Origin of the sequence: Alicyclobacillus sp. SO9, from assembly GCF_016406125.1 — a bacterium.
Lineage (GTDB): Bacteria > Bacillota > Bacilli > Alicyclobacillales > Alicyclobacillaceae > SO9.
In genome coordinates, this window is the sequence record NZ_CP066339.1 from 4,466,546 (window position 1) to 4,482,144 (window position 15,599).

Genomic DNA, 15,599 nt, shown 5'->3' on the forward strand with positions numbered 1-15,599 from the left:
TGATGTAGTTACTATCCTGAACCAACTGCAGGAGAGTCTTTTCTAAGCGGATTCAAATCAAAATACCCCATTCATGCAACACAACCAATCACTGCAATCACTGCAATAAGGGTTAAGAGCTCGAAAGTAAGCTCATAAGTCATGGTTCTACAAAACACACTTGACCTAAGTCCAAAAGAGGTATAGTATCGTCACGCACCACGTCGTACCAATAAATACTACTCAAGGGAGTGTTATCGGTGGAACACCTAATCAACGGTTTATCCGCGAGAAACTACATGGAACAATTGGTAAAGGAATGTTTTACGGAGCCTGCAGAATCGGCGCATAAAGTCGCCGACAATTATATGGCACAGAATTATACGCAGACAACTGATGGAAAATCGGTAACAAGAGACGAACAAATTGCACATTTAGAGTATGTACAGGAGCACATGCTATCGATGGAGTTTAACATCCAACAAGTGGTTTACGACGGTGAGTGGCTTGCTGAACGACACATAGGAAAATCTGTGTTTAATGACGGGAGGACGGTGGAAAGTGAAGTGAGTACATTTTTTCGCATTGTCGATGGAAAAATCGTGGAGACGCACGAGATTACTCGCCCGATGTCGAATGACGAAAGCGATCGCAGTATTCATACTGCACACTAATCTGCCGTTAAAACCCTGACAAACATTATTTGGCGCACATACAGGAGATGAATCGATGATTGAATATCTAAGACGGATTGGACTTTCAGAGCTTGAGGCTCGTTGTTATTTGACGTTGCACGTTGATTCACCTCTCTCTGGATACGAAGTCGCGAAACGTGTTTCCGTATCGCGCACAAATGTATATTCCGCTTTACGTTCTCTTGTTGACAAAGGAGGATGTCGCATCATCGACGGACACCCAACACTGTATGATGCAGTTCCCATCAACCAATTTATAGGGCTACTCAAATCGGAGTTTGAGCAAACCGCTCGTGTGCTGTCAAGCAAACTTAAGACATCTGCTCGGCATGCACCTGGCTTTTACAGTTGGAAGGGTTCCGATCCCGTAAATAGAGCCATTCGGAGATTAATCGTCAATGCAACACAATTAATCGTCGTGGATGCTTGGGCTGAAGACCTCCCGCCAATCGAAGAAACGCTTCTTGAGGCGGAAGCACACGGAATAACTGTCGTAGTTGTCACGCTAGGAGAGTTCAGAACCCCCCTGAAGAATATCGTTCAACACATGGCCTACGATATACCGTCGGACATGCCGAGAAAATTTTCCTTGCTTTGTGATTCACATGCTTCAATCATCGCGAATTTTGGCGGCGATATGAACCCTTCTGCACTGGAAACTGAGCATTCCGGAGTAGCAGACATTCTTAAGAATGCGTTCTACCATGACTTAATCATGCACCACATTGAAGCAGACTTCGGGCCAGAACTAACCGCCCGGTACGGTCATCAGTATGCAACTCTTCGTAAACTGTATTGGGAAGAAAAAGGCTGGATAATCGAATAAGCAGTGTCTGTTTACCCTTTCTGCAGGCTCCGTTTACTCTTACGCAAACGGAGTCTGCAACCTGTCATCAGGCGAGCTTTTGTATCCAACTCTTTGCTATTTCTAATTCCGGCCTAGTTAAACCGTGACCCGTGCTTTCCCAGTTCAATGTCACATTGGCGCCGATCTCACTAAATAGTTGTGCGAGTCGTTCACTATTACTTACAGGGACAATCGGGTCCTGTCTTCCTGATAGCATGAGAATTGGTGTTCCCGTAAGATCGGGCAGTGGTTTTGGTTCGAGTGGAACCATCGAGCGAAACAGGACGGCTCCTGATAGTATAGATGGCTCAAGAAGCAGCATACTTGCTGCAATGTTCGCCCCATTCGAATAACCAACGGCAAATATCTTCTTTGGATTCAGTTTATACATTTTGGCAGCTTCCTCAGTGAAGTGTGCCAATTCACGCGTGCGGAACATAAGGTCTTCTTCGTCAAATACACCCTCAGCTACTCTCCGGAAGAAGCGAGGCATCCCCCGCTCCAAGACTTTCCCCCTCACTCCGAGCAGTGCGGCACTTGGCGCCAAAAACTTCCCTGCTGCAAGCAGGTCTTCTTCAGTGCCCCCAGTACCGTGGAGAAGAAGCAGCGTCATCTCATTGCCGCCTGATGCGGGGATGAATTGATGGATGAAGTCCATTACGTCTCACCTCTCGAAGACTGGCAGTTGAATCGATGGTAGCTGTTTTTTCAAGCTTGAACGTGACGACTCCAGCCAATCCGGTAATTTTAAATCTGTACCCAAGTTTTCAAGCGACTCGTCAATGGAAAAACCCGGTGGATCTGTTGCCAATTCGAACAGCACACCGCCTGGTTCGCGGAAGTAGACGGATTTAAAATAGTTGCGGTCCTTCACTTCTGTGACCTGCAGTCCGGTGTTCGCCAAGATGGTTTGCCAACGGACCAGTTCGTCTTCATTGGCAACACGCCAGGCGATATGGTGGATCGTTCCGATTGACTGTCTGCCGTACTGGGCTCCCTCTTGACTCATCACATCAATAATGGCCCCCGGTCCACCTTCACCTACTTCGTACCGATACCTCCGACCATTCTGTTCCAATAAACGAAAACCCATGACGTCCGTCAGCAGCGCGGAAGTTAAGGTGTGATTTTTTACAGTAATCGTGACACCATAAAATCCGCGGATGGCATGTTCCCTCGGAACCGGTCCATCCTGCCAACCGGGTCTTACTTCTGCTCCATCATGGGCTACTAATTCAAGCGTAATACCATCGGGATCACGAAGCGTGATGACGCGGTTGTTATTCGACCGCTCCTCTGGACCACTGAAAATGATGTCGTGGTTAGTCAGCCTCTGGATCCAAAACTCCATGGATTCAGGACGAATTGAAAACGACGTTATATTAGCTTGACCCGCACCACTGGTTCCACGTGGACCGTCCCCAAATGGGAAGAACGTAAAAATCGTTCCCGGAGTACCACGAGTGTCCCCATAGTAGAAGTGGTACACATCCGGCGCATCAAAGTTCACGGTCTTTTTAACCATCCGAAGTCCCAGAACACTCACGTAGAAATCGACATTTTTTTGTGCAATACCTGACATTGCGGTGATGTGATGAAGGCCCAAGATACCTTGACTCATGACATCTCACTCCTTGTTAAATAGGCTCCATTAGACGCGGTTCCAAAAGTGCTGGAAGGAACACTTTCTCACCAGAGTCTTGGGGTTCTCATTGTCCATACAATGACTGACGACAAACGATGAATCAAGATAAATTGCGTATTCAGCGGGTGCATGGTGAGCGGCGAATTGCATCTGAGCCGCGCCTTCCCTATGGTTATTGACTTATTTTTATTTAGTCTCTAACACTCGTCATACATGGTACAATAGTGACTTACTTTTTGTCAATTGGTATGATAAGATAAGTTTTGAATGGAGGTCTTAGTATGAGTGAATTCGAACTGTGTTCCAAATTTGAAACCGCCTTTGAGTTGCTGGGTAAGCGATGGACAGGGCTTATCATACGGGTCATGCTGTCTGGCAAACGGCGTTTCTCAGATATCTCTGCAATAATTCCACACTTAAGCGATAGAATGCTGGTTGAGAGGCTCAAAGAATTGGAGGCTGCAGGCATTGTCCAACGCCATGTCTACCCGGAAACCCCGGTTCGTGTGGAGTATAATCTGACAGAGAAAGGACATGAGCTGGAAGCCGTGATGAATCAGATTCAATGCTGGGCAGATAAATGGGTTCCGGCACAGAACCTATAAACCCCCGAGCCGGGTGTGCAAATGGCGGTGCTTCTGTACACTTGCTGTGACCAGATAGCACATGATGACAAACCCAGGAAAGCTGCCGCTTTGCGGAAAACACATCTAAAGTATCGGCTTCGTTCCAATGACAATCGTTGCATCCATTTCGTCGGAGTGAACCACTCGCGGTATGAATCCGTGATTGGAGAACAGTTCAGCGGTCTCCACCGACTGGCGTTGACTCGTCTCCATGAGTAACTTCCCTCCTGGTGCCAGCCACAATGGTGCCTCAGCAACCACACGACGTTGCACTTCAAGTCCGTCCTTACCACCATCGAGTGCCACTATCGGTTCATATAATCTTGCTTCCTGCGGCATCATTTCAATGGCATCAGTAGGTACATATGGGGCATTCGCAACCAAAATATCTACACATCCACGTAACATTGACGGCAGTGGTTCATACAAGTCACCTTGGAAAACAGTACCCTTGTTGGCAACATTATAACGTGCGCAGCGGACTGCAATTGGATTGATGTCCACTGCATATAAATCCCCTTGTTCTAACGATGAAATCACCGCCTTACCTATCGCCCCTGAGCCACAACACAAGTCGACAATAATGTTGCTTGCAGGACGTGCCTCAGTAATCGCTTGTTGAACCAGAAACTCGGTTCGACGACGGGGCACGAACACTCCCTGCTCAATCATGATTCGCGACCCATAAAATTCAGCCCATCCAAGGATAGACTCAAGCGGTAGTCCGGCAACACGTCTGTTTACCATATGTGCGAGTTCATCCATCGAAAGAGCGGTTGAGATGAGCAATTCTGCCTCGTCTTCAGCAAAAACACACCCTGAATCTCGAAGTCTGGTGACTATATCAAAACGATGAATTTGGGAAACTCGCATTAAAATCAACCTTTCTACCCTACATGATGCCATTTCCCGTGGAGATTAGAAAGCCCGGCCAGATCTTATCTTGTCCTGCAACAAATTGATGCCATATATCAAGGCTTGAGGTGATGGCGGACATCCGGGGATATACACATCTACAGGTATAAGTTGGTCGACACCCTTGACGACAGAATAACTCTTCACATATGGGCCTCCGGCGGTTGCACAAACGCCCATCGAAATGACCCACTTTGGCCCTGGCATCTGGTGATACAGCCGCTTGAGTATCGGTGCAAACTTCTTTGTCACGGTACCGGATACAATCATTACATCCGCCTGGCGTGGCGAAGCTCGGAAAATCACTCCAAAACGGTCGAGGTCGTTGTGCGCTGCGGCAGCACTCATCATCTCTATGCCGCAGCATGCGAGCCCCATCAATAGAGGCCACAAACTGTTACTCCGGGACCAGTTCATCAGTTGATTAATTTGAGTGACGAGAACACCTTGTCGACGTATCTCGGCATTTTCTTCCTGCGTGAATCCCTCATATTCAATGACCGGCAACGCTCCTGCCTCTAAATAATTCATTTCTCATTCTCCTTGCATGCACTCCATAAATTGACCACATTAGTCAATTTGGTTATATCACGAATGACCGATATGGTCAATGAAGGTTTTTAAACGTAACTTATTCATCGAATTGTTGGGTGTCGGTGGGATTCTAGTGTAGTCTATATTGATACACTGAAATTACATTCTAAAAGGAGGGGCAAGATTGGAATTCGCGGCATTCGAGGCGATTAGTAAAGAGAAGCAACAACGCGTGATTAACGCTGTCCTTGGGGAATTTGCAAAGAGGGGATATAAACTGGCTTCGACAAATGAAATCATTCATGAAGCAAACATTTCCAAGGGATTGTTATTTCACTATTTCCATAACAAAAAGCAGATGTTTCTGTATGTCTATGACTATGCGCTTGCTGTGGTGAGCGAGGAAATGCTAGACCGACTGGACTTCACCGACACAGACGTTCTAAACCGGTTCAAACAGATGGCAATTCTCAAGATGAACATTATAAAGAGATACCCGCAAATGTATGAATTTCTCCTAATGGCCAACGGAGATGATGTGGTGGAACTTGCGGAAGATTTAAAAGCACGAAACATACGGTATGTAGAAGATTTTCACGACCGCATCCTCGATGGCATTGACGTGCAGAAATTCAGGAAAGGCCTCGATACGACCAAGGCTATCAGTGTAGCCTTTTGGACGATGGAACACTTTACGAACCGACCGCAAGATAACTGGGAGTTACGTGTAGACTCTAGGGTGGATTACGATAATGTCATGGACGAACTTGATTCCTACCTCACGTTCCTCAGACACATATTCTATGCCGAATAAGATGCGTCAAGCGGCTCTCTCAGAGCCACCGTCTGCTCCATGTTCCGCTTTACACACCCTCTCTAGTATGAGGTGCACTCAACACTATGGTTTCAGCTATGGACATTGTCAGGAACCACGATAACTCGGGGTCCCCCGCTGCGAGATGCAAGCCAGGCCTCATGAATCTGAGACAGTGGAAATGTCCTCACAGGCACTCTAATACGTTTGTCGGCAATCATCTGGATATAGACTGGGAGTTCCGCGAAAAGTTTAGGAATTGGTGCTGCACCCGCGCCACTCCCGGATATACGGATGCGCCGACTGCGTAACAATTCCGCGCTCACTGTGGTGCTGCTATGTGCCGCCGATCCGATTTGAACATAACTAATATCCCCCTCATCCTCTTCAAGACCTTTCTTCTCTAGTGCGTGCAACAATGCAGCAGCCGGCTGACCCCAAAGAAAATCAAGCACCAAGGTTGGGTGCATTCCTTCAAGTGCGTTTCGAATGACTTTGGAATCCATGTCCACCTCCCCCTCCAGTACGACCGGTTTCATGCCTTCTGCCGAAAGACGTCCAACTCGATTCATGTTACGTCCAATTCCGATAATGCACTGCGCCCCCAGCAGCCGCGCATTCTGTACAGCCAGCATTCCTGCCGTCCCGGTAACACCCAGAACAATGACGGTTCCGAGGGAACCAATCTCAGAACATCGAGACAACAGCGGGATCCAGGAAGCAAGACCAGGGTTGAGCCCCCCCGCAATTTGAAGAGGGTCGGATCCCGTTGGGAGAGGAAAACGGAATCGTTTTGGCACTGTCATCCGTTCAGCGAAAGTGCCATAGGGTGAATGAACTGAGCCCGTAAACACAAGTGAATTCTCAGAAGTACGAGCCACACAGTCAATGCCGGGTACCAGCGGCCATTCTGTATTCCCCGCGTAGTGCCGCCCTTCCGCTAACGCGCGCACTACCGGATGGATGCCGCTGCCACAAGTTCAACCATCTCACTTTGCTCGTTCATTATTGGCTCGGCAAAATCCCCATATGCGGGAATTGACGCCGCTGTTCGCATGACGGCTGCCTTCATCTGCTCCACCTCTTTCCCATACCTATTATGTATAATATTAAAAAAATCCCTATAATTAGAGCTGACGATCCTATCTCAGATTCTTTGGAAATGGCAGCCTCAGTCCGACGGTCAGTGTCACTACAATCATGCCCGTCAAAATACCGATTACCTCCGTCACGCATCGAATCTGAGCTCGTTTTTCAGAAGGTGCGTCAACCCAAGCACGACGAGTGCAAAAGCGATGTACACAAGTGCAAGCTGATGTTGCCCAGCACGATACAGAAAGAGTCCTGAGCCGCAGAAAACCACCAGCTGCATCGTCGCACGTATGTACACTGACACGGGTATACGAGCTTTTGGGGCAACAAACATACCCCAAATAACGGCAATAGTGACTGGCGAGCCAACCCCCAACAGATATCGAATCAGGACGCTGTGACCGGCTTGGAATCCCCAATATCCCGTTGCAGCCAAAGCACATAGCTCCGTCAAGAAGAATGCAAACCTAAGAACGCCCCGGAAAACGTACATTCTAGTCCCCCCACCTCCACTGGATTCGTCAATGCTCACGTTGAACTGTAATGAAAGAATTACGTTTTAGGTAATCTAGCTTTAAGATACTGTATATCTCAAGGTCAACCTTTCCTTTGCCAGACCAAACAGCAGCTTGTCGAAGAGTCCCCTCTTTCAGAAATCCGTTCTTTACCAGCACTTTTTGGGACGCATAATTTTCGGGTGCCACTTCCGCTTGAATCCGATTTACCTGCATTTGATGGAATAAAAAGGAGATGAGCAGGTTAACCGCTCCTGTTGCAAACCCCTTATTCCAGTTAGATTCAGCAAAAAAATATCCAATAGTCGCTTGTTCGATTTCACGGTTAAAGTCGAAAGCTTCGACAATTCCAACCAGCCTCTCATTTGTTCCCTTGGTACATACCCCCCATTTAAGCTTCGTTTTGTGCTTGAACTCATCGTCAAATTTTAAGATCAATCTCTCAACCATCGATTTGTCTTGCTTTGCTGTTATTCCGCTAAATTCAAAAACTCGTTCATTCGAATAGATCTCAAAAATGTCATCAAGATCTGTTAGTTCGATTTTCCTGAACACTAACGTTTCAGATTCAATGATGGGAAATTCATTAAAAATGGATTCAAAGTTCAAATACTTTACCTCCTTCTACACTCTGTCTGTATGCCGCCCCATAAGGCACTGTGAATCCCCTCTGCATCAAGGATTAGCATCAATCCTAAGAGCGGCAGACGCAGACGAAGTCCTTATTACCGACTTCGCGAAATAGGTTAATTCGGTTGTACCACGATTGACCACCGATAGAATCGACACTTAACCCATACGTTTTACCCAACCAGTAACCCAGGTACGTATACGTGCCAAGACTCGCCATCATCATACCCATTGGTACACCAAGCAATTGGCTAATGGACAATCTCCCAACAATACAAAGTATTACCGTGGTATTTCGTGAAATAGATTGACTCGTTCACCTGGTTTGAGAAGATGTAAACAGTTCTCTATGCCCATCTTTTCAAACGCGAAGCGAATTGATTCCGTACCCTCCGTATAATGAGCCCACCCCTCGTAGTGAACAGGAATCACTCTGCGTGCTTGCAAAATCTGTGCAGCTTTCGCAGCATCCTCACTCCCCAACGTCAAATTCCTGTTTTCGAGCAATGGGGTTTGAGCCGCTCCGCAAAAGAGAATTGCCACATCAACTGAGGGAAAACGGTCTGCGATGGTGCGCACCACTGACAGCGACGCGTTATCGCCGCTTACGTAGATCGTCTGAAGTCCCTCACCTGAAATCACAAAGCCAGTAACCTCACCCACTAAGTGCTGCGTATTGTCCGGCCCATGTTGTGCCGGGACACCGGTTACTTTCAAAACTTCACCGTTCGGCCTAGTGATATTCACAGAGTTCCAGTTCGGCAATGCCACCACACCAGGGATGCGGTCCGCAGCCTCGGTCGTCGTGAATATGGTTTGCACACCTGTCATCCAATCCCGACCTTTGGTATCTAAATTGTCTACATGCTGATGGTGAGACAGAAGTACTGCATCGACTGCTCCAATTGATTCCGGGTTCACGGACGGTGACGTAGTCTTTGTCAAAGTCCGACCACCGACATCATAGGTAGTCGGTGGGTCAAACGTTGGGTCCGTCACAAAACGCAACCCGCCACTCTCAATGATAGTAGTCGGACCACCGACTAACTGAACAGAAGCCTCTTCAAGATCCATGTGCATGCGCATAAGAAATACCTCCTCGCAAAATTGAATTTCTTGCTATCTATAGAAATCGCATCTTAATCGCCTGAACTTCCTTATGTTCCTTGATGTATTTTCGCAACTCGTTATTTCAATGATCTACGGGGCCGTCAGTACCGAGCAGTTCGAAGAATCTCGCATACGTGCGGGCACCTAGGTAACACATCGCCAAATTTTGATGCTCATTAGGTGCGTGAATGTTTCCTCCGTTCCCAAACCCCATGGTTACAACGTCAACCCCGAGTATAGCTTTGAAGGTTGCCAGAATAGGAATCGCCGCCCCCATTCGCACGTGAACTGGCGCAGCTTTCATTTCTGACTTCAGGGCTTCGTCGGCCGCCCTCAAAGCGGGATGGGACTCAGACAAAGTGTAGGCCTTGGCTCCGACCCCAAATTCCGAAACCGTTACTTTAACACCAGTGGGGATGTGTTCATGGATGTGACGTTCCAATTTGTCAAATATGTCGCTCGGATCCTGATTGGCCACAAGCCGAATAGAGAGTTTTGCATGTGCCTCGCAGGGAATGATGGTCTTAAATCCCGAGCCCTGAAAACCACCCCAGAGACCGTGGACTGCGAGATTAGGTCGAAACCAGGTAACCTCTGCTGGTGTGTAGTTATCTTCATGTATCAAATCGCGGACTCCAAACATTCGCTTGATGTTTTCGTCATGATTGAAAGGAACCTGTGCACACAGTTCCCGTTCTTCCTTCGTCGGTTCCAAAACGTCATCATAGAAGCCCGTGATGCTTATTTTCGTATCTTTGTCATGAAAACTGGATATCAGCTCAGACATTATGTGTAACGCGTTGTGCACGATGCCGCCCGCTAAGCCAGAATGCAAATCGGAGGGCCCGGTTATTACGTCAATGGTTACCCCCAGTGCCCCTTTCACTGCAGTCACGATGGTTGGGAACCGCTTATCTGTCTGTCCTGCATCGGCGTTGGCAATGAAGTCGCAGGTGAGCCTTCCCCGATTCTCTTCCAGCCACTTGGGAAGCGATGGACTCATGAGTTCTTCTTCGCCCTCAATCAAAAACTTAACATTTACAGGCAGTTTTCCAGTAGTCTCTAAGTAAGATTCGCAGGCATGGATTAGCAGCAAAACATTGCCTTTCATGTCATTGGCGCCTCTCGCATAAATATAACCATTTTTCAATGCAGGTTCGAACGGCGGCGTGTCCCATGTATCAATTGGATCAACCGGTTGTACGTCGTAGTGCCCGTAGAGCAGGACAGTTGGCGCATTATTCGCATGAACCCAATCCGCATAAACGACCGGATGACCGTCCGTCTCCAAAATCTCCACATTCTCCAGTCCACATGTACTCAACTTGTTTGAGAGCCAATGAGCCGCCCGCCGAATATCTTCCTTGTGTTCCGGAAGTGTTGAAATACTGGGAATGCTCAGAAATTCTTTAAAGTCCGAAAGAAACTTCTGATGGTTTGTGTCAAGGTATTGAGACCAATGGAACTCATGTTTCATCTACATATGCCTCCCTATGCTGCAGCAGGTATTGGAGCGCCTAACGGCCAATGATGCGAGCCATGTGTTCCACCGGATTTTCAAGCATTTTTCCGTGTCCAACGGCGAGCAACGTAGGATTGTAGTCCACGATTCGGAGAGCACTTTTAATGGCGATCTCTTTGTTCCACGTCGCCATCGCAGGAAACGGAAACAGTGGCTTCAGTTGCCCTGTCACAGCAAATCCACCCCTCGTCTGAAACGCGTCACCTGCGATGATGGCCTGAGTGCGTGTATCAATGAACGACATTGAGCCCGGGGTATGCCCGGGCGTAGAAATAGCAATTAACGAGCCGATGCGGTCGCCATCATGCAATAGGACGTCTGGCGTCGTTACAATAGATTTAGGCTTAGGCACATCGCCGCGAATCGGAGTCTGCGGTTCATCCGGGTCTAGGGTGCGATCACCGCCCAGCAGTCTAGCGTCACGAACCGACATTTGCACGGAAACGTCTGGCAGGGCCTTCTTCAACTTGTCGAGACCTCCGACATGATCGCCGTGAGCGTGCGTTAAAAGAATTCTGACGATGGGACGCTGTAATTTCGATGCAGCAGCTAAGATGGATGTGGCGCTGTATGGAAGAGCAGTATCAATCAAAGTCAAGCCATCGTCCTCCACTACAAAATAGCAGTTGACCGGAAAGAGAGTCGGAAGAAAAGTTAACTGATATAAGTTTCTATTTTGAATTAAGCGCACGCAGTTTACCTCCAGATAGCAACAATTTATCTACTTAGACAGAGATGGTGAATCCAATCACGATGGTTGCACGGTCTGCAGTTCCTTATACATCTTCTGAACATTGTTGTCATGCAGATTTTGAACGCCGACGGGAATGCTCCTATCCTCGTACAGGAAACCCCTCGATTTCTGGACCGTTGCTTCCATCTCCAGACCAACGCTAATAGCCCCCTGAACCAAATCCTCGAGCCTGTGAATATAGTCTTCGGACATATGGATTCGACGTTGAATCTCTTCCTTCGTTGTTGCTGCCGGACCGTGCTGAGCGATAACCAGTTGAATATCATGCTCGGCAAACACTGTTCGCAGTTTCTTCAGCGTCCCCAAATAGTCTCGATAGGACGTAAAAATAAAAGGAAACTCTACTGCAGAAAGGTAGTCGCCGACAATTGCAACGCCATCGTGAAGTAGTATTAATCCATCTGACGTATGCCCTTTCGTGTGATAAAACGTAAATTCGGCAAACTGTTCCCCGTCTTCCAACAACCTATCGGCAACAATCGGGGGCATTGGTCCACTCCAAGGTCTGTCCAAATAATTGCTAGTATCAATAAATTCCAACGTCTCAATAGACCGCCGTTCATTCTCCTTATTCCAAGTCGACGCCACAAGTACGGAGTAGTCGGGAAAGGCATGTACACCAGCAATGTGATCGACGTCAGAATGGGTAAGAATTAGATATTTCTTCCGACCAGACCCATCAAATTGTGCAGCGTACTTCTGGATTTCGGATATTTCATCCGGAAAAAATCCAGGGTCTATTACAGTAATAGACGCTTGGGTCACTATGATTACACTCTGTAATTTCTGAACATAGCTGGTTTGGATAAATAAGTTTGAGCGGATCGATTTCATTCATTACACCTCCAGTTTCCCATTTGTATACCGTCTGTCTTTGACGCACCGCAATCGTAATTTTTGTGCCACATTCTTCAGAGTGGTCCATGATATCCATCTGTATTATAATCCAATTGACCAAATCGGTCAATTGGATCGTGTGAGAAGGTCATTAAAGTTTCCTGCCTTAAAAGTGCCAATTATCCACTTACAGCTAAGTTCTTACGTGCTGTTTGCTTGAGTTAACACTTTACGAAATAAGACGATGATACTTCATCAGGCAGGCTAGTCGCCAAGGAACGAAATATGCAAGGACGAGAACATAGGTCAGAAACGCAAAAGTCGCAGGGTTAACATACCGACGCAGTAAGATGTCTCCGAGTACCCTGATGATGATCAAACCTATAACACTGATGATGAACAATCGATTTTTTTTGCTATAGATTTGGCCATCTGTTCTTTTCTCATAATGGGTCGTAAAAATCAGCGGTAGGGACATGGCAATACCAACGACTCCTGTCACAATGGCCATCCATGCCGGCGGGTAGTGAATATATGCAGATAAGAATCCCCAATCCAGACCGATGACAACGATTACCAAGATTAACTGGAGCAAAAGCCTACGCCTAGTGACTGGCCTATGGGATGGCTTGACCAGGCGGCGTATTCTCCAGATAATAATCGCTGCAATGACAACGCCTAACACTAAATAAATACCTAGTTCCATTATGTAACTCCCCCGATTTTTGTTGGCATTCGCAGTTATTTGGCCAACACATTTGTTTTAAAGCGTATGACGGATGCTGGTTAGGCGGTGGCTATCCTAACAATCCTCCTATATCCTCCCTGTGATTTTCATTCATCCAATCGATGACATCACTGGTGACTAATTTAGCGCAAGGTCTAGTTAGCATCGCTAGTGCAATAAATGGATAGCGCTTTCGAGACATACCACAAGAGTTCCTTATCGATTCCAAACGACTCAGCCTTGTCAGGATTTTTCGCATAATACTGTTGAGCAGATTTAATAATACCGGGATCACCACCTGTCACCAGGTTAGTCAGTTCCATCCACCGTTTAGCCAGAAGCTGAACCTTGAAACTATCCGGTGAACTGCCCTTATCTAACTCCGAACGTGTCTTAACAATCAAAGACGGCCATTCGTTCTCGGCTTCTTTGACTTTTTCTAAACCGAGTAATTGAGCTTGCTTCTTAATTTTCTCTATTTCTTCTGGGGCAAAACAATCCTGAGTTATATTCATCATCTCAGTAATCTTTATCAATTGTTCTGCTGACGCATCTTGTCCACCATTAAGCATGTATTGCAGTTCGCCCAAGCGATGACGCAGTTCTTCCAATCTCCCGATTTGCTCATTTAGACGCTTTAACCGCATTCGGATAGCCTCGTGTGGTCTAAAATCCGGGTTATCCAACAAGCACTTACATTCAGCCAACTTAAACCCCAGTTGTTTCAAGTTGATAATGTGCTCTAGACGACCGATATCCTTTCTGGAATATAGTCGGTGACCGCCGTCCGAATGAATCGAAGGGATCAGCAATCCAATTTGGTCGTAATGGTGAAGCGTACGGATGGTGACTCCAGTAAGTTTTGCCAGTTCTCCGACTCTCCATTTATCGCGACTCGTCGTCATCATCCCTCCACAAGTTTCTGTAGCCGATAGCTATAGCGTACAACCTGACGTAACGTTAAGATCAAGCATCACGCGGGCCCATCACTTTTCTCAGTTTGGGGCACCACCAACATTCTAAGGAAATACACGCTAATAAGTCCATTTTGTCCGCTGCGAAATGAAGAAGTACGATTTAGATACACCGCGTTTCCTGTATTTATACAATTCTCTATGCCAAGGCTTCTATCGCATTGGCGCCCGTTTGTCCAGGAAGAAACTTAACGGACGGAGACCTTCCACATCCCGTTTGTATCCCTGACTCATCTCTTCAATTAGACTGAATCAATAAGGAAGAGGTGACAACCATTTTTAGGTATTCGTGCCCAGTGCTGCAGCAAATACAGTGTATGTTCCACCCCAGTTGAACGTACTTAACAGGCAAAGTTGTAACATCTATTGCGATATATATCGTAAAACTTCCAATTCCGAAAGAAAAACGGTAGTATAACTTCAACCCAAGTATGGTGATATGCAATCAATATAGACTTGCGGAAGTCATGATGTCGCCCTGTTATCCCATAAAGATTGGAGGATATTTTCATGTCCGATGTCAACCAACAAATCAACGTTTCAACGACAGATTCTGACTTACCATTTCAGTTATACATGGCCATGCGCCGTTATTGTAAAGTACAGGAACGCATCCGAACAAAGGTTGGCAAGAGTATTGGTTTAACTGAAGCTCAGTACTATTTGGTCCGAGCACTGGCACTCAGCAATTCGAAACTCTCGTATTCGCAACTCGCAAAACGCACTGGCTTATCCCACAATTCCATCTCTACTTTAGTCAAGGGACTTGTTAAGTCAGGTCTTATCCAGCAACATCCCTATCCAGACGATGGCCGAATCACCCAACTTACTCTCAGTTCGGAGGGCGAAGAACTGGTGCAGCATTTATTCAATTTCAGCACGAGTCAACAGGATGTCCTGCAAAAAGTAGTACGAATGATTGAAGAGGACGACTTGCTCCGAAAACTCGACGATCTCGAGAAAATGGCGTTAGAGTTTTTCGACGATACGAATATGTAGTTCCAGATAATTGGCTGTTAGACCGGACTTGAAAGCCTAAGCCAATTTGTGAATTCGAATCTTCGCTTCTTTTAGGCAAAGATTAAGAAACGCGGTTTCAATGCACCGCGTTTCTTCAGCCGCAACATTTGGACTACGGCCGACCTTAATGGCGCTTGTTGACGTCGTCCCCCGCAAGGGCCTGACATCGAAGACGCTCGTCATAAGATGAATGTCTACTTTAAATTCCTGAACCAGACACTCTTCCCATAACTATTGTACGCAGTAACTGAATCCGTCCACATCATGGCTCCTCTATTAAAAATTGCTGTTTCCACTGAGAGTGTTGACTTTGGCACGTATGGTTCGGAATACTGGGTTCCGAATCCAAGAAGAAGCCCCCTC

19 protein-coding genes are annotated in these 15,599 nt (G+C 46.9%); 5 read left to right on the forward strand and 14 right to left on the reverse strand.

All coding sequences use genetic code 11. From position 1 onward, the window contains the following. The first annotated feature begins 239 nt into the window (after positions 1-239). Positions 240-653 carry a nuclear transport factor 2 family protein gene (locus tag GI364_RS20860; protein WP_198851110.1) on the forward strand — a complete coding sequence of 138 codons (414 nt, stop codon included), beginning with the start codon at positions 240-242 and terminating at the stop codon, positions 651-653. A gap of 55 nt (positions 654-708) precedes the next feature. Beyond that, positions 709-1,500 (forward strand): TrmB family transcriptional regulator, encoded by a 792-nt coding sequence (locus tag GI364_RS20865; protein WP_198851111.1) that lies wholly within the window; start codon positions 709-711, stop codon positions 1,498-1,500. A gap of 67 nt (positions 1,501-1,567) precedes the next feature. On the opposite strand, the gene GI364_RS20870 is transcribed toward GI364_RS20865, so the two are convergent. Further along, positions 1,568-2,179: an alpha/beta hydrolase gene (locus tag GI364_RS20870; RefSeq protein WP_198851112.1), complete on the reverse strand. Its 612-nt coding sequence runs from the start codon at positions 2,177-2,179 to the stop codon at positions 1,568-1,570. 6 nt (positions 2,180-2,185) lie between these two features. After that, positions 2,186-3,142 carry a ring-cleaving dioxygenase gene (locus GI364_RS20875; RefSeq protein ID WP_198851113.1) on the reverse strand — a complete coding sequence of 319 codons (957 nt, stop codon included), beginning with the start codon at positions 3,140-3,142 and terminating at the stop codon, positions 2,186-2,188. Between the two features lie 305 nt (positions 3,143-3,447). On the opposite strand from GI364_RS20875, the gene GI364_RS20880 reads away from it, so the two are divergent. Next, positions 3,448-3,771 carry a winged helix-turn-helix transcriptional regulator gene (locus GI364_RS20880; RefSeq protein WP_198851114.1) on the forward strand — a complete coding sequence of 108 codons (324 nt, stop codon included), beginning with the start codon at positions 3,448-3,450 and terminating at the stop codon, positions 3,769-3,771. Positions 3,772-3,876: 105 nt separating this feature from the next. Here the strand turns inward: GI364_RS20880 and GI364_RS20885 are convergent, their stop codons facing one another. Both GI364_RS20885 and GI364_RS20890 read right to left on the reverse strand, forming a co-directional pair. Beyond that, positions 3,877-4,665 (reverse strand): putative protein N(5)-glutamine methyltransferase, encoded by a 789-nt coding sequence (locus tag GI364_RS20885; RefSeq protein WP_198851115.1) that lies wholly within the window; start codon positions 4,663-4,665, stop codon positions 3,877-3,879. Between the two features lie 45 nt (positions 4,666-4,710). Then, a complete protein-coding gene (locus tag GI364_RS20890) occupies positions 4,711-5,238 on the reverse strand; it encodes a NuoB/complex I 20 kDa subunit family protein (RefSeq protein WP_198851116.1) in 528 nt (175 codons plus the stop codon). A 187-nt stretch (positions 5,239-5,425) separates the two neighbouring features. Between GI364_RS20890 and GI364_RS20895 the strand changes: the two genes are divergently transcribed. Next, entirely contained in the window at positions 5,426-6,055 is a 630-nt protein-coding gene (locus GI364_RS20895) for a TetR/AcrR family transcriptional regulator (protein WP_198851117.1), read from the forward strand. Positions 6,056-6,147: 92 nt separating this feature from the next. Here the strand turns inward: GI364_RS20895 and GI364_RS20900 are convergent, their stop codons facing one another. The 10 genes from GI364_RS20900 to GI364_RS20945 form a co-directional block, all read right to left on the reverse strand. Next, positions 6,148-7,008, reverse strand: a complete 861-nt coding sequence (locus GI364_RS20900; RefSeq protein WP_198851118.1) for a zinc-binding alcohol dehydrogenase family protein — start codon at positions 7,006-7,008, stop codon at positions 6,148-6,150. Between the two features lie 275 nt (positions 7,009-7,283). Beyond that, entirely contained in the window at positions 7,284-7,640 is a 357-nt protein-coding gene (locus tag GI364_RS20905) for a YrdB family protein (protein WP_198851119.1), read from the reverse strand. A gap of 28 nt (positions 7,641-7,668) precedes the next feature. Then, positions 7,669-8,271 (reverse strand): GNAT family N-acetyltransferase, encoded by a 603-nt coding sequence (locus tag GI364_RS20910; protein WP_198851120.1) that lies wholly within the window; start codon positions 8,269-8,271, stop codon positions 7,669-7,671. 85 nt (positions 8,272-8,356) lie between these two features. Then, positions 8,357-8,554: a hypothetical protein gene (locus GI364_RS20915; RefSeq protein WP_198851121.1), complete on the reverse strand. Its 198-nt coding sequence runs from the start codon at positions 8,552-8,554 to the stop codon at positions 8,357-8,359. Positions 8,555-8,574: 20 nt separating this feature from the next. Then, positions 8,575-9,378 (reverse strand): MBL fold metallo-hydrolase, encoded by an 804-nt coding sequence (locus GI364_RS20920; RefSeq protein ID WP_198851122.1) that lies wholly within the window; start codon positions 9,376-9,378, stop codon positions 8,575-8,577. Positions 9,379-9,484: 106 nt separating this feature from the next. Beyond that, positions 9,485-10,879 carry a dipeptidase gene (locus tag GI364_RS20925; protein WP_198851123.1) on the reverse strand — a complete coding sequence of 465 codons (1,395 nt, stop codon included), beginning with the start codon at positions 10,877-10,879 and terminating at the stop codon, positions 9,485-9,487. Positions 10,880-10,919: 40 nt separating this feature from the next. After that, positions 10,920-11,615 carry an MBL fold metallo-hydrolase gene (locus tag GI364_RS20930; RefSeq protein WP_198851124.1) on the reverse strand — a complete coding sequence of 232 codons (696 nt, stop codon included), beginning with the start codon at positions 11,613-11,615 and terminating at the stop codon, positions 10,920-10,922. Positions 11,616-11,672: 57 nt separating this feature from the next. After that, positions 11,673-12,512, reverse strand: a complete 840-nt coding sequence (locus GI364_RS20935) for an MBL fold metallo-hydrolase (RefSeq protein ID WP_198851125.1) — start codon at positions 12,510-12,512, stop codon at positions 11,673-11,675. Positions 12,513-12,744: 232 nt separating this feature from the next. Further along, positions 12,745-13,221, reverse strand: coding sequence for a CcdC protein domain-containing protein (locus GI364_RS20940; protein ID WP_198851126.1), 477 nt, complete (start codon positions 13,219-13,221; stop codon positions 12,745-12,747). A 176-nt stretch (positions 13,222-13,397) separates the two neighbouring features. After that, positions 13,398-14,150, reverse strand: coding sequence for a MerR family transcriptional regulator (locus tag GI364_RS20945; RefSeq protein ID WP_198851127.1), 753 nt, complete (start codon positions 14,148-14,150; stop codon positions 13,398-13,400). A gap of 576 nt (positions 14,151-14,726) precedes the next feature. Here GI364_RS20945 and GI364_RS20950 point away from each other — a divergent pair. Continuing rightward, positions 14,727-15,215: a MarR family winged helix-turn-helix transcriptional regulator gene (locus GI364_RS20950; RefSeq protein WP_198851128.1), complete on the forward strand. Its 489-nt coding sequence runs from the start codon at positions 14,727-14,729 to the stop codon at positions 15,213-15,215. Positions 15,216-15,599: the final 384 nt, after the last annotated feature.